Raw genomic sequence first — 18865 nt, forward strand, 5'->3', positions numbered from 1 at the left:
TTAAGGAGCGGAGGGAGGCGGGGGCGCAGTGTGCCGCAGCACGGCCAGGGCGCCCGTGAAATCGCGCCACCAGCGCCAACGCCAGCGCCAGGCGTCCACGGCCGATAGCGGCGTTGGCGCGCCAAACCGCTGGGTCTCCAAGGTCTGAAGCTGGTGCGCCACGCTGGCGGCCGCGCTCCCCCATTGGTCTCGGGCCAACAGCGCCCAGCGCAGGGGCGCGTGGTGAGTGGCGGCCTGAAGGAGCCCCGCATGCTGCAGCGCGCGATGCGCGCGCCGATGCAGCCGCGCCCACGGATTGGCGTCGCGCTGCTGCCAGCGGGTCCAGGCCAAAAGACCGAGGGTCAGGACGCCAATCACTGCGGCGGTGACTTGCCCCAGGGCTTCCCAATCGGGGGCTTCAAAGCCGAGCCGCCCCAGCAATTCAAATTGCTGGCTGCGGGCATAGCCGACGACCCACTGCTGCCACCGCAGGTCGATGCGCTCGCCCCAATGCCGCAGGTGCAGCCATAACGTGGGGTCGAGCGCGTCGAGGGTGCCCCGCAAGATCCCCCGGGGCGGGGCCAGGCGTTGTCCCCACTCCACCCGATCGGGCGCCACGGCGGCCGTGGGATCGGCGCGCAGCCACCCCTGTCCGGCCTGCCAGAACTCGATCCACGCGTGGGCATTGCTGTTGCGTACCACGGCCCAGCCGTCCTGCAGCGTGGGGTCCGCGCCTTGGTATCCGGTCACGATGCGCGCCGGAACGCCCGCGGCGCGCAGGGCGAACACGCTGGCGGCCGCGTAGTGCTCACAAAACCCCCAGCGGCGGCCAAACCAAAATTCGTCGATGGCGTGCGGTGACACCTCGCCGTAAGGGCCTGGGCTGAGCGTGTAGGTGAACGCCTCGGTGCGGATGTGGGCCAGCAGGGCGGCCACCTTGGCGCGGGCATCGCCTTCAGGGGCCAGGGTTTGAGCCCAGGCGCGAAGCTGAGGGTTCAAACCGGGCGGCAGGCTCAGGGCCGCCCGCAGGCTGGGGTGGGGCGTGAGGGGGCTGCGGGCCCGGCCCCCTGGCCAAGCCTCCATCACCAAGCGCAGCCGTTCCGTGACGGGCCGCTCCGCACGCCAGCTGTGGTCGGCGGTTCGCAGCAGGCGCACGCCGTCGGGTGTCCACAAATCCCCGGGGGTGCCGGCACCGAACTCCAGTTCGGGCAACCACTCCAGGCGCTGTGGCTCCAGCAGCATTTCATAGCGCAGCGCCGGGGCGTCGGGGGTGGGGGCGAACTGAAGCGCCGGGGTGGCATGCGCGCGGCCCTCGGTGGGCAGCGTTTGCCAGGTGAGACCGTCGAATTGGGTCAAGACGGGCCCGCGGATGTAGATCTGGGCGGGTGCGGGCAAGGGCCGACCGTCTAGCGGCCGCAAGCGCAACGCAATGCGCTCATCGGTTGCCAGGTCGGCCACTTGCCCGAAGCTCAGGCGGTCGGTCAAACCCGTGCTGGCGCCCTGAGACGGAACGCCCCACAGCGGCGCGATGCGCGGAAACAGGACAAACAGCAGCACCATCACGGGCAAGCCCAGCAGCGTGGTGCGGGCCGCTTCGCGAGCGGCTACACGCAAATTGGGCTGGCCCAACGGCATTTGGGCCAACACCACCGAGCTCAACAAGCCCCAAACACTCAGCCCGGCCCACGCCGCGACCCACAGGGCTTGGCTGTGCAGAAACTGGGCCAACACCAAGAAAAATCCCAGAAAAAACACCACATAGGCATCGCGCCGTTGGTGCATTTCCAGGAGCTTTAGGGCCAGCAACACCGTGACCAAGGTGAGTCCGGCCGGCCGCCCAATGAGGGCCCCGTGGGTCAGTTTGGCCCCCACGCCCGCCACGAGGAGCAGAGCCACCAGCCAGCCCCGGTGGGGTAGCGGCTGGCTGCGGGCGGCCAACAGCAGCCGCCACGCCAAGAGCAAGATCACCATCCCCGCCGCCCAGGGGGGCACGCGCAGCAGGTGCGGGGCCGCGCACAGGGCCACGACGCCCACGAGGAAAAAGGTGTCCCGCGCGTCGCGTGCCAGGGGTTTCATGCCAAAGCCAAGCGCTCAAGCGCCTGACGGCGCTGCTCCGACCCCTGAGCGGGCGGCAGTTCATCGCTGCCCAAGCGCAGGCCCCAGTCCTGACCGGTGGCGTCCACGGCCACGACCCAAGCGGCCAAGCGCTGCCAGCGGCGCTCGGGGTCCAGGCCTTGGGTGTGCGCGGCATCCAGCCAGTGCAGGCGGCTGGCTTGAGCGGCGCGCCGCTCGGCCACCCACAAGGGCCCTTCCGGGTCACTGGATTGGGCTTCGCGTTTCCACAGCACATCCCGCAGGCGATCGCCGGTTTGCCAGGCCCGGAGTTGGTGCAACTCCTCGTCTTGGGTGTGACCGTGACCCCGCGCGGGGCTGGACTCGGTCCCGGTGAGGTCGGTCGGTAGGGGCGGGCACGGCGTTTCGACGGCGGGGTACACCCATTGACGGCTGGCCGGCTGCCAATAACTCCAGGCGACAAAAAGCCCCAGTGGAAAACGGGTTTCAATGCGCAGGCGTGGCAGCGGGTGGCGCCCGCGGTTCGCGGCGCGCCAGCTCAGGTGCACTTCAGCGTGTGACTGGGCCGGCACATCCACCCAGGCCCATGGGGCGTTGACCGCTTCGGCCCAGCGAATGCCCACACCAAACCGCGCCCGACCGGGGTTGTGGACGCGCAGCACGACCGGCAAATCGGCATCCGCATGGCCCCCCTCCAAGGGTTGCAACGACCAGTGCAGGTCACTCAGATTGCCGTGCGTGGTGAGCATGGACGCCAATCCTGCGCCGCACAGCAAGAAAGTAAGGGCATAGCCCAGGCTCAATTGATCGTTGATGGAGGCGACCAGCAGCACGGCCTGGGTCAGCAAGAACGCCACGCCGATGCGAGTGGGCACGATGTAGAGGTGGCGCTGGCTGAGCCGCCAATCGTCTTGGGCTGGGTGCCGTGCCGACAGCCAGGCGCGCCAGCGCGTGCGCAACGGGTTCACGGCAGGGGGACGGATTCGATGAAGGCGCGAACTTGCTCCACGGCGCCACGGCCGGCCGCGGCGCGTGGGCGCAAACGGTGGGCCAGTACTTGAACCGCGGTGGCCTGGAGGTCGTCCGGCGACACGTGGCCCCGGCCGGCCAACAGGGCTTTGGCGCGGCCCACGCGCAGCCAGGCCAGACCGGCGCGGGGTGAAAGCCCCTCAACAAACCACTGACCATTGCGTGTGGCGTCGATCAAGGCTTGTAGGTAATCCAGCAACGCGGGGCTGGCGATGACCTCTCGGGCCTGGACCTGGGCGGCCAACAACTGCGGGGCTTGCATGACAGCCTGGAGCTCGGCCAAGACCTCCCGGCTGTCGCGTCCGACCAGCAACTCGCGTTCGGCGCTGCGGTCCGGATAGCCCAGCCGAATGGTCATCAAAAAGCGATCCAGTTGGGATTCCGGCAGCGGGTGCGTGCCCAATTGCTCGGTCGGGTTTTGCGTCGCGATGACGAAGAACGGTTGAGGCAGCGGGTGCGTCTGCCCTTCCAGGCTGACCTGGCGCTCCTCCATGGCCTCCAAGAGGGCGCTTTGGGTCTTGGGGCCGGCCCGGTTGATTTCGTCGGCCAACAGCACTTGCGCGAATACCGGGCCGGGCTTGAAGTGGAACTGCCCGGTGCTGCGCTCAAAGACCTGCGCCCCGAGCAAGTCGGTGGGCAACATGTCGGCGGTGAATTGCACCCGCGAAAATCGCAGGCCCAGACTCACCGACAAGGCTTGTGCGAGCGTGGTCTTGCCGACGCCCGGGAGGTCTTCAATGAGCAGGTGCCCGCCCGCGATCAAGCAGGCCAAGCAGTCCTCCACCTGGGGGGCTTTGCCCTTGATCACCGTGCTAATCTGGCTCTGCACCTGACGAAGCAGGTGTGTGTCGATGGAGGGTGGCGTCATGGCGCACACCTTAGCAAAGTCTTGAATACCGCGTTTTTCACCCACCCTTCTTTCCTGTTGCACCAGATGGGCCCCGGGCACCCTGAATGCCCCGAACGCCTGGAAGCAATCGCCGAAGCCTTGGAGCAGACCGGGCTGATCGACCGCCTGCAGTTGGCCCAACCTCGCGCCGCCACGTGGGACGAACTGGCGCTGGCTCATACACCGGAGTACCTGGACCAGGTGCGGCAGCGGCTGACAGGTCTGGGTGAGGTGGTTCAACTGGACCCCGACACCGCCGCCAACCCCCACACGCTGACGGCGGCTCTGCACGCGGCGGGTGCCGCGGTGCAGGCCACGCAGTGGGTGCTGGAGGGCCGGGTGCGCAACGCCTTTTGCGCAGTGCGCCCCCCGGGGCACCATGCCACGCGGGACCGCGCGATGGGGTTTTGTTTCTTTTCCAACGCGGCGCTCGCCGCCCGCGTGGCGTTGCGCGTGCACGGTCTCCAGCGCGTGGCGGTGATCGACTTTGATGTGCACCATGGCAATGGCACCGAGGACGTGTTGGCGGACGACCCGGGGGTGCTCATGGTCGGTCTCTTTGAGCACCCGCTGTATCCCTATAGCGGGGTGCCTCCCAAGGGCAACAACATGTTGAATCTGCCCCTGCCGGCCCAGACCGGGTCAGCGGAAATCCGCGAACTGATTCGCGCCCACTGGGTGCCGGCGTTGGAGCGTTTTAAGCCGGAGCTTCTGGTGATTTCAGCGGGTTTCGACGCGCACCAGCTCGACCCGTTGGGCCTTTTGCGGCTGACCGAGGCGGATTACCGCTGGATCACCGAAACCTTGGTGGAGGTGGCCGGGCGTCATGCGCAAGGGCGCATCGTCTCCTGTCTGGAAGGCGGCTATCACCTGCATGCCTTGGCTCGCAGCGTGATGGCCCATGTGGATGTCTTGGCACACGATGGAGAGCAACACCGTGGATGAATGGAGCCAGTTGCTGGGGCAGCGCGGTGTGAGCTGGGAGGCTCTGGCTTTGGGGGTGGGGTTGGCGTTGGCCTGGGTGCTGGTGCGGGCCCTGGCAAGCCGACGCGAGGGGGAGGCCGGTGTGCTCTTGGGCCGGCACGGGGTCGACGGCTTGTTTTTCCCGTTGCTGTTGATGCTGCTGACCTATGCCCTGATCAAACTGTGGCCGGCGTTTGGGTTCAAACCCGCGCTGTTGAAGTTGGTGCAGCCCATTTGGATCAGCCTGGCTGTCATTCGCCTGGTGGTGCGGGTACTCCAAGCGGCGCTGCCAGCGTCGCGCGGGACGTTGCTGGCCGAGCGGTGGGTGGCTTGGTTGGCGTGGGGCGGTTCGGTGCTTTGGATCACCGGTTTGTGGCCTGCGGCGATGGAGGAGCTGGAATCCATTGCGTGGAAGCTGGGCGGGAGCACCGTCAGCCTGCGCAGCTTGCTGGAAGGCGCCGTTGCGGTAGTCGTCATCCTGGTCGGGGCCCTGTGGCTGTCGGCGGTGCTGGAGAGCCGACTGCTCAAGAACAGTGCCCAGAACGACCTGAGTGCGCGCAAGATCATCGCCAACCTCATCCGGGCCGGTTTGCTCTTCACGGGCCTGTTGTTGGCTTTGTCGATCGCCGGGATTGATCTCACAGCACTGTCCGTGCTGGGCGGTGCCTTGGGCGTGGGCTTGGGCTTCGGCCTGCAAAAGCTGGCGGCCAATTACGTCAGCGGTTTTGTGATCTTGGCCGAACGGTCACTGCGCATCGGGGACGTGGTCAAGGTCGATGGCTTTGAGGGGCGGATCACCGACATCAAGACACGCTACACGGTCATCCGGGCCCTGAACGGACGCGAAAGTGTGGTGCCCAACGAACTGCTGATCACGCAGCGAGTCGAAAACAGCTCACTTGCCGATCCGAAGGTGTTGCTCAGTACGGCAGTGACCGTGGGCTATGAAACCGACTTGGAGCCCCTCATGGCGGCGTTGCAGACCACGGTGGCCGCGGTCCCGCGGGTTCAACAAGACCCAGGCCCGGTGGCCCAGTTGCACGGGTTCGGTGCGGATGGGCTGGACTTGCATCTGCACTTCTGGATTGCGGACCCGGAGAACGGCAGCGGCAATGTGCGCAGCGATGTGAACCGCGCCATCCTGAATTTGTTGCGCACCCAGGGCATTTCCATTCCGTATCCCCAGCGCGTGGTCCATCAGCGCTAACCCGGCTGGTTGCGCCGGCGAAATTGCGGTGAGATGGCGGGGTCTTGCACTTCCCGCGCGAATCTGGTGAGAGTTGCTGCCCTGGCCCTGTTGCTCAGTTTGGCGTCGTCGGCACGCGCCACCGAGGTGGTGTGGGCGATTGTGGACAGCGCGCCCTACCACTTGAGCGGGCTGGGCGGCCTGGGACACACGGTGGATAGTCTGGGTCACGGCATCACGGATCATTTGATTCGCGGATTGGCCACCCGAATGCCCGGATTCAAACACCGCTTGGTTCATCTGCCGCGCACCCGGTTGTGGCGCGACATGGCGGCAGGCCAACCCCTTTGCTATGCCGATGCCTTCAAGACACCCCAGCGCCTGAAATGGGCCCACTTCACCTCTGTGACGCCGCCGCTGCGCCAGATTGTGGTGACCCGCCAGGGCACCCTGCCCGATGCGGGTGAAAAATCGCTGGCCGATTTGCTGTCCCAAGTCCAGCTCCACGGTGTGTTTGAAACCGATCGCAGCTATGGCGTGCATTTGGACCGCGTAATCGCGGCCGCTGGGCCCCATGTGAAGCGTCAAGCCCTACCGGATTCCCCCCAGTTGTTGCGCATGCTCGAGGCCGGCCGCATGGACTATGTGGTCGAGTACCCCCCGGCAGTGACGTATTTGTACGAGCGCCTGCAACCGCGGCCCAAGCTGGACTTCCATTTGATCGCGGAAGACCGGCAGGCCGATGCGGCCTATGTCGCCTGCACCCGTGGGGCCTGGGGTCTGAAAGTGATTCAGGCGGTCGATCGTGCGATGCGGGACTGGGCACTCCAGCCCGAGGCAAGTCAGGCGCTTTTGCGTTGGATGCCGCCCGAAACCGCACAGCAAGAGCGCCCCGGCATGGAGCGCTTCTACACGGAGCGGGCGGCGCGCAGCGACGTGGAGTGAGCTGCCCGCAGCGATCAGGGCTGAACTGGGGGCTTGGCCTTGTAGTCGCCGGCGCTCGACCACACCATTTTTTCGGGTTTCAGGTAGCGGCGCAGGGCGGCATTGACTTGCTCGGCCGTGACGGTGCGGTAGCGGGCATCCCATTCGGCGGTGTACGCCCAAGTCTTTCCATGTTCCTGCAGCTTGGTCAGGGAGAACGCCAGGCTGGATTCCTTGGCGCGCCCCTGCAGGCGGCCCTCCAAGAGATCTTTTCTGGCGCGCTCCACCTCGGCCGTGCTGAACCCCTGGTTCAGCACTTCCTCTAAAACGGTACGGATTTGGGCTTCGACCTTCAAGCGGTTTTGGGGAGCAAATTGGGTGCGGAGGGTCCAGGCACCGGCGTCGCCCCATTCCGGCAGGGTGAGGGAGGACTCGATGCCGTAGGTCAAACCCCCTTGCTGACGCAGGCGAGTGTTGAGTCGGCTTTCCAGTGAACCGCCGCCCAGCAGGTGATTGGCCACCAGCAGCGCCACTTCGTCGGGATGGTCTGCCGGGAATTGCAGTTCCTGCCGCACCTGCAGCAAGGCAGCGGCCTTGTCGGAGGCCTGGGCATGGAAGCTGGCGGGCGGCACGTCCTTGAAGGGCCGGGTGTGGCGGCGGTAGACCGGCGCCTCGGGTTTTTTCCAGGCGGCCAGTTCGTGGTCCAGCAGGGCTTCAAGGCCGTCGGGCAGGGGCCCCACGAAGGCCAGTTCGCCCTCATTGGCACTCCAGTAACGCGCATGGAAGGCCTTCAACTGGTCCGTGGTAATGCTCTGCACATAGCCGATGCGATCGTCCAGGCTGGCGAGGTAGTCCGGTGAACCCGGTTCAGCCTGACGGACTTGGTTGTAGTGAGCGCGTACCTCGGCCTGACGCAAGGTTTCGGGTTCCTGGCGTGAGGCCTGCAAGCCCTGTACCGTGGCGCGCTGGCGCCGCTGCCAGGCTTCCTCGGGGAAGGTGGGCGTGCGCATGACCTTGAAGGCCAACTGGAGCAACTCGCCAAAACTGGCCTTTTCTCCCTCCAGCGTCAGCGTCAGACCTTGAGGGCCGCTGGTGATGTTGAACTGGCCTTTGAGGCGAAACGCCTCGTCGATGAGTTGCTGCTTGCTCATCTGGGCATTGCCCTCCATGAGCTGTATGGCCACGTGGCTGGCCTCATGGAACTGATGGGCCTGTGCCCCATCGCCCCAACGAAGCTGAATGCGACCAAACACCTGGTCGCCGCGGGTCTTTTTTTCCACCCAGGCCAGCGGCAGTCCACTGTGGGTGAGTCGGGTCCAACGCGTGCGGGCCTGCAGGTGCTCGGGGGCGGGGTTCAACTGCTCGCCGGCATTGAGCTTGGCGCTGTCGCTCAGCGTGTCCAAGCCTTCCTGACGATTGGCCAGCAGCGCAATGGCGACCTGCCCGGAGGTTTTCACCGGCTCATAGCGGGCCACGGTGCGGTTGTTGGCCTGGAAGGTGCGAGCCGCGGTTTGGTGCAGGTCCTCCAGTTTCACGGTTTTGACGAGTTGCAGCAGCTTGAACACCAGGCGCCAGTCCCCCGCAGCCACCATCTCGGTGAGCAACATCGTGAGCTGCTGCGGGTTTTTCAGCAACTGGGCGTAGGCCGTGGCGAACTGCTGCTGCATGCGCTGGAATTGGTCGGCCTGCAGCAGTTCGGCGCTCTGGGTTTCCAGCGCGTTGAGCAGATCTTTCTCAAGCTGAGCCAAGGGCGCGTCGGCGGTCGGCACGGCCACCACGGTGAAGAGCCCCGGGTCAAACCCGCCGCAACCCCCACCGCCGACAGTGGCGGCCTGCTTGCCTTCGACAAAGCGCTTGAACAGCGGGCCTGTGGGGGGCTGCATCAGCATTTGGCTGATCAAGTTCAGGTTGGCGCAGTCCGGGTGGGCGAAATTGGGGGCGTGATAGCCGATGAAGCTCATTGCCTGCCCGCCCACGCGGCGCAGCACCACGCTGCGCTCGCCGTCTTGTGGGGGCTCCACCGTGTAGGTTTGCGGCGCCTGACCGGCCGGGTTGCTCAGCGGGCCGAAGTGCTGCTGAATCTGGGCCAATACCGCGGCTTCATTCAATTGGCCGCTGACCATCAGCGTGGCGTTGTCTGGCCGGTAGTGGTTGCGGTAGAAGCGACGCAGGGACTCGATGGGCACGTTTTCCACGTCGCTGCGGCTGCCGATGGTCAGCCGGCCGTAGGGGTGGAAGCGGAAGGCCGCGGCCTGCAGGCGCTCACGCAGCAGCTGGCCCGGGTTGTTCTCGCCGCGCTCCATCTCATTGAGGACGACTGGCATTTCCTTGGCCAGGTCCTCGGCCTCGACGCGCGAGCGTTGCATGCGCTCGGCCTCCAAGGCCAGCATGAAGTCCAGCGTTGCCGGGTTGGCATTGAAGCTGCTGAAGTAGTTGGTTCGGTCCACGCTGGTGGTGGCGTTCCAGCGCACGCCGCGCTCACTCATGGCCTTGGGGATATCCGCCACCGAGGGGGTGCCCTTGAACAGCAGGTGTTCGAGCAAGTGGGCCATGCCGGCCTCGCCGGATCCTTCGTGGCGGCTGCCCACGCGGTAGACCAGGTTGACCAGCGTCGTGGTGGAGGCGGCGTCGGCAAACAGCAGCACTTGCAAACCATTGGCCAAACGGAACTCGCGGATGCCCTCTAGCTCCCGCACCAACTGGGGTACGGCGACAGCGGGGGCCGCCAAGGCGGCCTTGACCGCCGGCTTGACGGGTTTGGAGGTGGCGTGGGCCCACGAGGCGCAGGCCAGGGCCAGGGTGACCACCAGGGTGGAGGGGATGAGGGCGTGCATGCGGAGGTCCCAAAAAAAGGCCCCCTCGACGAAGGGGGCCCCGCACTGTAGGGAACCGACGGCTTGAAACGGTGGGGAGATGCCCCCTCAGACTGGGGGAGCCGTGGTCCCTGGCGACCGGGTGTTGATGGGCGTCAAGCAGCGTTGATGGGAATGCCCGCGAACTCCCCTTTGGCGATGCGTTCTTGCCACTGGGCCGGCCCGGTGATGTGGGCGCTGGTGCCGCCCGAGTCCACAGCCACCGTCACGGGCATGTCGACCACGTCGAACTCGTAGATGGCTTCCATCCCCAAGTCAGCAAAGCCCACCACCTGGGCAGCCTTGATGGCCTTGGAGACGAGGTAGGCCGCTCCCCCGACGGCCATCAAGTAGGCCGACTTGTGCTTTTGAATCGCCTCGATGGCGACCGAGCCGCGCTCGGCCTTGCCGATCATGGCGATCAGGCCGGTTTGGGCCAGCATCATCTCGGTGAATTTGTCCATGCGCGTGGCGGTGGTGGGGCCGGCTGGGCCGACCACTTCGTCGCGCACCGGGTCCACCGGGCCCACGTAGTAAATGACGCGGTTGGTGAAGTCGACGGGTAGTTTTTCACCCTTGGCGAGCATGTCCTGGATGCGCTTGTGCGCGGCGTCGCGGCCAGTGAGCATCTTGCCGTTGAGCAGCAGGGTCTGGCCCGGCTTCCAGCTGGCAACCAGCTCGGGGGTCAGCGTGTTCAGGTCGACGCGGGTGCTCTTGTTGTAGTCGGGTGCCCAGTGCACATCGGGCCACAGGTCCAGGCTCGGCGGCTCGATGTAGCTGGGGCCGCTGCCATCGAGCACAAAGTGGGCGTGGCGGGTGGCCGCGCAGTTCGGGATCATCGCAATCGGCTTGCTGGCCGCGTGCGTGGGGTAGGTCTTGATCTTGACGTCCAGCACCGTCGTCAGGCCGCCCAGGCCTTGGGCGCCAATGCCCAGGGCATTGACTTTCTCATACAGCTCGATGCGCAACTCTTCCAGCTTGTTTTGCGGGCCGCGCTGCAGCAGCTCGTACATGTCAATGTCGTCCATCAGCGCTTCTTTGGCGAGAAGGGCGGCCTTTTCGGCCGTGCCACCCACGCCAATGCCCAGCATGCCCGGCGGGCACCAGCCCGCGCCCATGGTGGGCACCGTCTTGAGCACCCAGTCGACGATGTTGTCGCTGGGGTTGAGCATGTAGACCTTGCTCTTGTTCTCCGAGCCGCCTCCCTTGGCGGCCACGATCACGTCCACCGTGTGCCCGGGCACCACCTCCATGAAGACCACGGCGGGCGTGTTGTCCTTGGTGTTTTTGCGCTCGAAGATGGGGTCCGAGAGCACGGAGGCGCGCAGCTTGTTGTCCGGATGGTTGTAGGCCCGGCGCACGCCTTCGTTGATGGCGTCCTGAATTGAGCCGGGGAAGTCCGCCCAGCGCACGTCCATGCCGATCTTCAGGAAGACGTTGACGATGCCGGTGTCCTGGCAGATGGGGCGTTTGCCTTCGGCGCACTGACGGGAGTTGGTCAGGATCTGCGCGATGGCATCCTTGGCCGCAGGGCTCTGCTCGCGGGCATAGGCGCGGGCCAGGTGCTGGATGTAATCCGCCGGGTGGTAGTAGCTGATGTACTGCAGGGCGGCGGCGACGCTTTCAACAAGGTCGTCGTGGCGAATGACGGTCATGGAGCACTCCGAAAGGCAGGGGGAACCCTGAATTTCAACAGTGTAGGGGGCGCTCCTGAACCGCGGCTTGCAACTCAGACGCCGGCGCCGGCGTCCGCGTGCTCTGTACGCTCGGGCGCTTGCTTGGGCAGACGCAGGCGCATCACCGCACCTTGATTGGGCTCGCTGATGACATCAATGCCGCCGCCCAGGAGTTGGGTCACGATGTTGTGCACGATGTGCATGCCCAGGCCGGTGCCGCCGCGGCCCAGTTTGGTGGTGAAGAAGGGGTCGAAGATGCGCTTTCGAACCGATTCGTCCATGCCCCAGCCGTTGTCGGAGACGCTCAGCACCACCCAGTCACTGGACTCAGGCGCTTGATGGCATTCGACGGTGACGGTGCCCTCGGGCCGGTCATGCAGACCGTGAACCCGGGCGTTGACGAGCAAATTGGTGAGCACTTGCCCCAAGGAACCCGGGAAGCTGTTGAGCTTGAGCCCGTCTTCCAAGTGGGTTTCGATGACGAAAGGTGTGTGTTTGAAGCTGGGTTCCACCATCACCAGCACATCCCGCACCATTGCCGCGAGGTCGAACTCCCGGCGGGCATCTTGGGTTTGGTCGATGGCGACTTGTTTGAAGTCGCGCACCAACTCAGCGGCCTTGCGCACATTGCGCTGCAAGATGTCCTGGCCGCGGCGCGTATCCGCAACCAGCGACTCCAGTTGGCTGCGGCGCATGGGCTGGCCCGAGTGCAGGGCCGAATCCAGCTCCGCCCAGCGGTCTTCGAGCGACGTGACGACGGTGATGGCGTTGCCCAAGGGGGTGTTCAGCTCGTGCGCGACGCCGGCCACCAAACGACCCAAGGAGGCCAGCTTTTCTGACTCCACCAACTCGCGCTGAGCGGTCTTGAGCTGGAGCATGGCGCGGGTCAGCTCTTGGTTGGTTTTGCTGAGCTCGGCTGTGCGCTCGGAGACCTGGTCTTCCAGCGTGTTGGCGTGTTGGCGCAGGCGGTCGAAGGCTTCGATCAGCGCCAAGCGCATGCGTTCCATCGCTTGCCCCACGCGGGCGATTTCGTCTTTGCCCTCCACCACGACGGGGGAGGTCATGTGCCCCGAACCCAGTTCAAACGCCGCCTTGGACAGGCGCTCCATCGGGCCCAACACGCGACGGCGCAACAGCCACAAAATCGTCGCCATGGACAGGGCTGCGACCAGCAAGGTACGACCCGCCGACTTGAAGAGATCGCCCTGGGCGCGCTTCAGCAAGGGCTCGCCGCTCATGGTCACCACCAGCTGGCCGATCTGGCGGCCTTCGCGTTCAATGGGGTGAACCTTGGTGCGGGTCAATTCGGGCGTTGTGCTGTCCTTCTGTTGTTGGACGAACGGCTTGTTGCTGTTGGTCTCGGTGACGATCACTTCGACAAAGCGAGGGTCGTCGAACTGGGCTTTGACCATGGGGGCCGCCAAGTCGGGCGACACCTGCCATAGGGGTTCAGCCAAGGACAACGCCAGCACCTGGGTGCCGCGTTCCATGTCCTTCTCCAAATCTTCCATCACGGTGCGACGGGTCACTTGGAGGTCGTACACCAACACCACCGCGCTGGGCACCATGAGGCCCAGCAGCAAGGTCAAGATCACCGCCCAGCGAAGTGAATTGGAAAAAGCCATGAACCTTGGAGGTGGGTCCGGTTGCCGGTGTTCACCGATTGGATGACACCCAGATGCCGGATGCGATCAGCAAAAACGCGAACATGTGAAAGGTTTGTGGGGCGGCACTCATCAGGGCCAACCCCAGCAGCGCGGTGATTAAGGGGGTCAGGTTGTAGAAAAACGCCGCCATGGCGGGCCCGCCGCGCTCCACGCCCAGTCCCCAGCAGCGGTAGGCCAGCAGGCTCGGGCCAATGGCGATGTAAAGCAGACCCAACCAGGTGCTGGGCGAGGCGTCGAAGTGGAGGGCGCCCCACGCTGCCTCGCCGACGGTGCTGAGTCCGGCCAAGACCACCCCGACCAGCACTTGGGCCCCCAGGCGATCTGCCCAGTGCCATTGCTGCACTTCGCTGGGAGCTCGAGTCAGGAGCCAGGAATACACCGCCCAGGCGACATTGGCCAGGAGCATCAAGACATCCCCCTGAACGAACTCGATCGCCAACAGTCGCTGCCACTGTCCTTGGCTGAGCACGGTCAACACGCCCGCTAGGGAGAGCAAGGCGCCCACCGCTTGACGCCGCTGCACGGGGGCCTGAAAGCCCAGGGCGCCCACGATCAACATGAACACCGGCAGCCCCGAGGAAATCAGCGTCACATTCAGGGGGCTGGACGTGTGCAGCGCGCGATAGAGCAGGGCGTTGTACAAGCCCATGCCCAAAAAGCCCGTCACGACAAACCAGCGCCAATTCCGGTAAACCCGTTCACGCCCCCGCCACAAGCCCCGAGTGAACGGTAGCAGCACGGCCAGGGCCACGGCCCAGCGCAGCGCATTCAGCAGCACCGGCGAGACGGCAGGGGCCAACACCGCGCCGACCACCGCATTGCCCGCCCACAGCAGCGGGGGCAGGGAGAGCAGAACGAGCAAGCTGGGCGAGAGGGGTGCGGTCATGAACCGTGGACTCTATGCGATGGCATGGCTCCGCTCACCGCCTTTGCATCGCCTCCGTCAGGTCGCGCCCTCAGTTCGCCAACTGTTCAACCCGAACGCCCCAGGGTGGCAAACGGCCGGACTGCGGGCTTGGACTGCCCCACAGGGTGCGACCCTGGGATGGCCAGTCCACTGCGGCGTCGCTGTAGTTCAGCGAGATTCGCAGCGCTTCGCCATCGGCGCGCCGCTCGAAGCTCAGAACCTGCCCTTGCACGATGACCGCTTCGTAGCTGCCCCGCTTGAGGGCTGGGTGCGCCTTGCGCAGGGCGATGAGTTGGCGGTAGTGGTGGAACAGCGACCCCGGATCGGCACGCTGGGCGGCCGCGTTGTGCGTCCCGGCATTGGGGCTGCGGCCGCGCAGCAAAGCGCCGGCATGCGTGCTGAAACCTGCGTGTGGGGAGGTGGCATTCCAACTCATCGGGCCGCGGATGGGCCCATCGCCGGGCAGGTCCATCAGGCCCCCCATACCGATTTCTTCGCCGTAGTAGATGAAGGGAACGCCGGGCTGTAGCAGGTAGCTGGCGGCGGCCAGTTTGTACTTGGCTTCGTGACCCTTCAGTTGGTCCCAGATGCGGTGCCCTGCAAAGATGTCGTGGTTGGCCAGCATGGTCGCCATGCGGTGAGGGCGGGTCTTGAAGAAGTCGCCAATTTGTTGCACGTGCTGGTGCACAGCCTCCGACTTCTCGCCTTTGAGGGCCTCCAGGATGGCCCGCTCCAGCCCAAAGGCGAAAGCGCTGCCGCACACGGTCTCGCTGCTGTAGGCCGCGGGCTCAGCGGTGGCTTCGCACACCGTGTAACGCTGCGGGAAGCTGCTGATCAGCGTGTAGAACTGCTGGGTCAGCCGGCGGCTCTCCGGTTGGTCGTTCCAATCCTTCGCGTTGTGTTCCACCAGGTGGGGCACGGCGTCCAGGCGAAAGCCGTCCAGGCCGCGATTGAGCCAAAAGCGCAGGTTGTCCTCGTGCCAACGCACGACTGCCGGGTTCTTCAGGTTGAAGTCGGGCATGTGGGGGCCAAAGGTGCCGAAGTAAAACTCGCGGGCCCCACTCGGCGCCAAAGGCATGTCTTTGACTTCGCCAGTCCAGGCCCATGGCTGCTGACCCGTCCAGTACCACGGGTACTTGCCCCAGATGTCCCAGTCCGGCGGGGCTGTTTCGGCCCACACGAACCAATCGCGGTAAGGGTTGCGGGGGCTGGATTTGGCCTGCTGAAACAGGGGGTGCGCGTGGCTGCTGTGATTGACCACGTAATCGATGATTACGCCCATGCCGCGCTGGTGGGCTTCCCTCAGCAATTCGTCGAAGTCGGCCAGACTGCCATAGTCGCTTTCAATGGCGCGGAAGTCCGTCGTGGCGTAACCGTGATCACGATCTTGGCTTTGCGTCACGGGCATCAGCCAGAGCCCCGTGACCCCCAGGGCCTGGAGGTGATCCAGACGCTGAATCAGGCCGCGCAAATCCCCCCGGCCATCTCCATCGCTGTCTTGATAACTGCGGACAAAAATTTCCATGAACACGCCCTGGTGCCAGTCGGCAGCCAGACCATTGCTGCGGGGCGTGGCGGTCACGGGGCCGAGATCGCGCAGCGGAGGCTGTGCGGGCGCACCATGACCGGGCGCGAGAAGCGCCAGGGCGAGCGCGAGACCCAGACTCAGGCGAAGCGATTTCATGGTTGCGCCTTCGAGCCCCGCGGGGTAGGTCTCGGTGTTGGGGCGCCGGCCCGGTCCGGGAGCGCTCCGCGGGTTGCGAGGGGGAAACGGCCTTGCTGGGGGCGACACCGATCGAACATGGCTTAATGTAGGAAAAGTACGTTAACTGATGGTCAGTATGGCCAAGGGTTGTTGCGGATTTTGTAGGTGTTTACCGTAGTGAGTTGCCTTGGTGCTTAGGGCAAGATGTAGTTTTAATACTTTGCTGGGTCGCAGTGCCATGACAGTGTTTTCACGCCTGGGGTGGGTGAGTTGGGTGCTGTTCATGGGGCTGCCCACCTGGGCGCAGAGCCAAACCCGCGAACTGGCGGCCTGCGATGAAACCCGCACGCCCTTTGCGCAGGCGCTGCCCCACGCCGGCGCCGCCGTCCTCAACGCGCAAGCTTATGGGGTCAGCGCCGAGTTGTTTCGCTGGCCCGGTCAGCCGCTCGATGGGCAATTCCGGCTTCTGCACAGCGCACAAGGGGGCATTCAGGTGGCTGTGGGCGAACAGGCTCAAGGCTTTGACTCGTCCTTCCCGCTTGCGGCAAGTTCCCGGGACCTGCCCGCGGGTTTTACCTGGCTGGGGGCCGGGCCCACACTGCAATGGGCGGCGCCGCTGGATCGCACGGCACAGCTCGAGGTATTGCGGGGCCAGACCATCTTGGTTCGCGAAGACGAGCGGGGGAATGTCTTGGCGGCCACGCGCATTCAGATGGCCGGCGCGCTGGATGCCCTGTTTGCGGATGCGGCCGAGCCGCTGAGTTTCGGCATCGTGAGCCGGCCCGACCGGACCGAGGGCCGGGTGTGGGCCCCGACCGCTCGGACGGTGGAGGTCTGCGTGTACCCTGGGGCGCAGGCTGCACCCAGTGGACGCTTGGCCGCGGCGTGGGACGCCGCGAGTGGCAGTTGGCACTGGCGCCAGCCCCTGGACATGCAAGGGCAGTTCGTCACGTACTTGGTGGAAGTGTGGGTGGAAGGTCAGGGTTGGGTGCGCCAACGGGTGACCGATCCCTACGCGGTGTCCCTCAGTGCCAATTCGCGCCGCACCGCTGTCCTGGATTTAAGCGCCCCACAAACGCAGCCCAAGGGGTGGAACGCACCGACCCGCGTGCGTGAAATTCAACGTCTCAACGAAATGGTCGTGTACGAATTGCACGTGCGCGATTTTTCTCGCGACGATCCGACCGTGCGCCCGGCCTGGCGCGGGAAGTACAACGCGTTCTTGGAGGGCCACAGTTACGGCATGCGCCACCTGCGGGCGTTGGCCCAAGTGGGGGTGACCGATGTGCACCTGCTGCCGGTGTTCGACCTGGCCACCGTGCCCGAGCAGGGTTGCCTCGAGCCCAAGCTCCCGAAGGCCGCCCCCAGCAGCCCGCTGCAGCAGGCCACCGTGATGGCCGTGGCGGGGCAAGACTGCTTCAATTGGGGCTACGACCCCTTCCACTTCAACGCGCCGGAGGGCAGCTTCGCCACGGACCCAGACGACCCGGCGGTGCGCGTGCGTGAGTTCCGACAGATGGTGCAGGCCCTGCACCGCGCCGGTCTGCGGGTGGGCATGGACATGGTCTACAACCACACGACGGCTGCAGGCCAAAAAGAGCGTGCCGTGCTGGATCGCATCGTGCCGGGCTACTACCAGCGCCTCAATGCCCAAGGGGAGGTGGAACGGAGCACCTGTTGCGACAACACCGCCACGGAGCACCGGATGATGGCCAAGCTGATGAGCGACAGCCTGCTCTTGTGGAGTCGCGAATACAAGCTGGACAGCTATCGTTTTGATCTCATGGGTCACCAGCCCCGTGCCGCCATGTTGGCCATGCGCGAACGCTTGCGGCGCGAATTGGGTCGCGAGATTCTCTTCATCGGCGAGGGTTGGAACTTCGGCGAGGTGGCCAACGGCGCCCGGTTCGTCCAAGCCAGTCAGCTCAGTCTCAAGGGCGATGGCATCGGCACGTTCAGCGACCGCGGCCGCGACGCCGCGCGCGGTGGCAGCTTCGGCAGCGTGAAGGATTTGATGGGCAGCAAGGGCTGGCTCAATGGCTTGCTCGACGATCCGGCTCGCCGACTCGAGGCCCTGAGGGCGGCGGACCTGCTGCGCCTTCAGTTGGCGGGCACCTTGGCCGAGTTTCGGTTCGTCACCCACGAGGGCACCGCGAAGCGCGGCGCCGAGATCGATTACGCCGGACAGCCGGCTGGTTACGCCGACCAGCCGGGCGAGGCCGTGCACTACGTCGAGAACCACGACAACCATACCCTGTTCGACGCCAACGTGCTCAAACTGCCGCCTGCAGCCAGCCTGGCTGAGCGTCTCTTCCGCCAGACCCTGGGGAGCGCCCTGGTCGCGTGGAGCCAAGGGACGGTGTACGTGCACGCCGGCCAGGAGTTGCTGCGCAGCAAGAGCCTGGACCGCAACAGCTATGACAGCGGCGATGCGTTCAATCGCCTGGACTACAGCCTGCGCGACAACGGTTTTGGTCACGGCTTGCCGCCGGAGCCGGACAACGGAAGAGACTGGGCCGCCATCGCGCCGCTCTTGGGCAACGCCGCATTGCGGCCCACGCCGGCGCAGTTGCGCCAGGCGGTGGCCGCCTTTGGCGATGTGATGCGGATTCGCAGCAGCTCCAGCCTCTTCAGCTTGCCCACAGCGGCAGAAGTCCAGAAGCGTGTGCGCTTCCATGGAAGCGGTCCCCATCAAGACCCTGCACTGATCGTGGCAGAGCTGGATGGGACGGGCTGGCCGGGGGCCCGTTTCCAGGGCCTGCTGCTGGTGTTTAACGGGGCCTCGGAAGCGCGGGAGCTCAGTGTGCCGGGGGCGTGGCGTCTGCACCCGGTGCACGCCTCGCCAAACGCCGCCGACCGCCGGGTGGCGCCCACACTTCGCGCGTCCCGTCCCGGTGTGCTGCGCGTACCACCCTGGAGTGCCGTGGCCTTCGTCCGCGACGGCGGGTAAACACCGCAGTTTGAAGGGTGGCTTGTTGGGCCGGGTCCGGCGAATAATCAAAGCGGTTTGCTCTT

12 protein-coding genes are annotated in these 18865 nt (G+C 65.5%); 4 read left to right on the plus strand and 8 right to left on the minus strand.

From position 1 onward, the window contains the following. Genes I7X43_RS08125 through I7X43_RS08135 form a run of 3 tightly spaced genes read right to left on the minus strand, consistent with a single transcriptional unit; the run spans position 1 to position 3949 of the window. Positions 1-2055: a transglutaminase TgpA family protein gene (locus I7X43_RS08125; protein ID WP_198100440.1), complete on the minus strand. Its 2055-nt coding sequence runs from the start codon at positions 2053-2055 to the stop codon at positions 1-3. Then, on the minus strand, positions 2052-3020 hold the full coding sequence (locus tag I7X43_RS08130; RefSeq protein WP_310737539.1) for a DUF58 domain-containing protein: 969 nt from the start codon (positions 3018-3020) through the stop codon (positions 2052-2054). The genes I7X43_RS08125 and I7X43_RS08130 overlap by 4 nt, the downstream gene beginning before the upstream one ends. Beyond that, entirely contained in the window at positions 3017-3949 is a 933-nt protein-coding gene (locus tag I7X43_RS08135) for an AAA family ATPase (protein ID WP_198100441.1), read from the minus strand. The genes I7X43_RS08130 and I7X43_RS08135 overlap by 4 nt, the downstream gene beginning before the upstream one ends. Positions 3950-3970: 21 nt before the next feature. On the opposite strand from I7X43_RS08135, the gene I7X43_RS08140 reads away from it, so the two are divergent. From I7X43_RS08140 to I7X43_RS08150, 3 genes are all read left to right on the plus strand, one after another. Further along, the gene (locus tag I7X43_RS08140) at positions 3971-4915 is read left to right on the plus strand and encodes a histone deacetylase family protein (protein WP_246480279.1); all 945 of its coding nucleotides are present in this window, start codon (positions 3971-3973) and stop codon (positions 4913-4915) included. Then, complete coding sequence (locus I7X43_RS08145) at positions 4878-6140, plus strand: mechanosensitive ion channel family protein (RefSeq protein WP_246480281.1); 1263 nt, start codon at positions 4878-4880, stop codon at positions 6138-6140. Before I7X43_RS08140 ends, I7X43_RS08145 begins: the two co-directional genes overlap by 38 nt. Before the next feature lie 66 nt (positions 6141-6206). After that, positions 6207-7064 (plus strand): hypothetical protein, encoded by an 858-nt coding sequence (locus I7X43_RS08150; protein ID WP_198100442.1) that lies wholly within the window; start codon positions 6207-6209, stop codon positions 7062-7064. A 14-nt stretch (positions 7065-7078) separates the two neighbouring features. Here the strand turns inward: I7X43_RS08150 and I7X43_RS08155 are convergent, their stop codons facing one another. The 5 genes from I7X43_RS08155 to I7X43_RS08175 form a co-directional block, all read right to left on the minus strand. Further along, complete coding sequence (locus I7X43_RS08155; RefSeq protein WP_198100443.1) at positions 7079-9877, minus strand: M16 family metallopeptidase; 2799 nt, start codon at positions 9875-9877, stop codon at positions 7079-7081. A 134-nt stretch (positions 9878-10011) separates the two neighbouring features. Beyond that, positions 10012-11550: a fumarate hydratase gene (locus tag I7X43_RS08160; protein WP_198100444.1), complete on the minus strand. Its 1539-nt coding sequence runs from the start codon at positions 11548-11550 to the stop codon at positions 10012-10014. 74 nt (positions 11551-11624) lie between these two features. Continuing rightward, complete coding sequence (locus I7X43_RS08165; RefSeq protein WP_198100445.1) at positions 11625-13196, minus strand: sensor histidine kinase; 1572 nt, start codon at positions 13194-13196, stop codon at positions 11625-11627. A gap of 31 nt (positions 13197-13227) precedes the next feature. Further along, the gene (locus tag I7X43_RS08170; protein ID WP_198100446.1) at positions 13228-14124 is read right to left on the minus strand and encodes a DMT family transporter; all 897 of its coding nucleotides are present in this window, start codon (positions 14122-14124) and stop codon (positions 13228-13230) included. A 70-nt stretch (positions 14125-14194) separates the two neighbouring features. Beyond that, positions 14195-15829, minus strand: a complete 1635-nt coding sequence (locus tag I7X43_RS08175) for an alpha-amylase family glycosyl hydrolase (protein ID WP_198100447.1) — start codon at positions 15827-15829, stop codon at positions 14195-14197. A gap of 259 nt (positions 15830-16088) precedes the next feature. Between I7X43_RS08175 and I7X43_RS08180 the strand changes: the two genes are divergently transcribed. Continuing rightward, positions 16089-18800, plus strand: a complete 2712-nt coding sequence (locus tag I7X43_RS08180; RefSeq protein WP_198100448.1) for an alpha-1,6-glucosidase domain-containing protein — start codon at positions 16089-16091, stop codon at positions 18798-18800. Positions 18801-18865 lie beyond the last annotated feature (65 nt).

Origin of the sequence: Inhella gelatinilytica (assembly GCF_016093295.1) — a bacterium.
Classification (GTDB): domain Bacteria; phylum Pseudomonadota; class Gammaproteobacteria; order Burkholderiales; family Burkholderiaceae_C; genus Inhella; species Inhella gelatinilytica.